This is a genomic window from Caballeronia sp. M23-90 (genome assembly GCF_053574605.1).
Genome location: NZ_JBSIPA010000864.1, coordinates 1 through 1,122 on the forward strand (window position 1 = coordinate 1; position 1,122 = coordinate 1,122).

1 protein-coding gene and 1 pseudogene are annotated in these 1,122 nt (G+C 62.6%); both read left to right on the top strand.

Annotation, left to right across the window (positions count from 1 at the left end; genetic code table 11):
• The coding region (locus ACRXB1_RS36550) for an efflux RND transporter permease subunit (protein WP_449494842.1) at positions 1-946 on the top strand (946 nt) is incomplete at its 5' end.
• Positions 943-1,122 (top strand): annotated as a pseudogene (locus tag ACRXB1_RS36555) (efflux transporter outer membrane subunit); the annotation flags it as partial. The gene ACRXB1_RS36550 and the pseudogene ACRXB1_RS36555, both read left to right, overlap by 4 nt.

Genomic DNA, 1,122 nt, shown 5'->3' on the forward strand with positions numbered 1-1,122 from the left:
TGAACTCGGCGTCAGTTCGCAAGACGTGTCCAATTTCCTCGCGATGCAATTCACGGGCTACACGGTCACGCAGTATCGGGTGCGCGACAAGCTGATCAGCGTCGACCTGCGTGCGCCGCAAAGCGAACGCGTCGATCCGGCGAAACTCGCCACGCTTGCCATGCCCACACCGAACGGTCCCGTGCCGCTCGGGACCATTGGGCATGTGGTGAACGACCTGGAATACGGCGTGATCTGGGAGCGCGATCGACAGCCGACCATCACCGTGCAATCCGATGTCAGCGCGGGTGCGCAAGGCATCGACGTGACGCATGCCATCGAGAAAAAACTCGATACGCTGCGCGCGAGCCTGCCGGTCGGTTACAGGATCGAAGTCGGCGGCCCGGTCGAAGAAAGCGGCAAGGGTCAGGCTTCCATCAACGCGCAAATGCCGATCATGGTGATCGTCGTGCTGACGCTCTTGATGATCCAGTTGCAGAGCTTCGCACGCGTGATGATGGTCGTGCTGACCGCGCCGCTCGGGCTGATCGGCGTGGTGATCGCACTTCTGCTTTTCAACAAGCCGTTCGGTTTTGTCGCGATGCTCGGCGTGATCGCCATGTTCGGCATCATCATGCGCAACTCGGTGATCCTCGTGGATCAGATCGAGCAGGACATCGCGGCGGGGCATCCGCGTTTCGATGCCATCGTCGGTGCAACCGTGCGGCGCTTCCGGCCGATCACACTGACCGCAGCAGCCGCCGTCCTCGCGCTGATTCCGCTCTTGCGCAGCAACTTCTTCGGGCCGATGGCCACCGCACTGATGGGCGGCATCACGAGCGCGACCGTGCTTACGCTGTTCTATTTGCCGGCATTGTATGCGGCGTCGTTCAGGGTGAAGCGCCACGAGCGCGCGGATTACCAGGAACCCACTACGCCCGATGCTGGAAACGGAGGCCGGTCATGATGCGTTTTCCCCTGGCTGCCCTTGGCGTTGCAGCCGCCCTGTCCGCCTGTTCGTTTGGCCCGGACGGAACGCCGCCCATATTGCCGCCGGTACCGCACTACGGCGTATCGGCGCAACCCGCGCGCACTGTGATGGCCGAAGGCGTGACACAGACCTTCGATGCCAACGCGAAACCA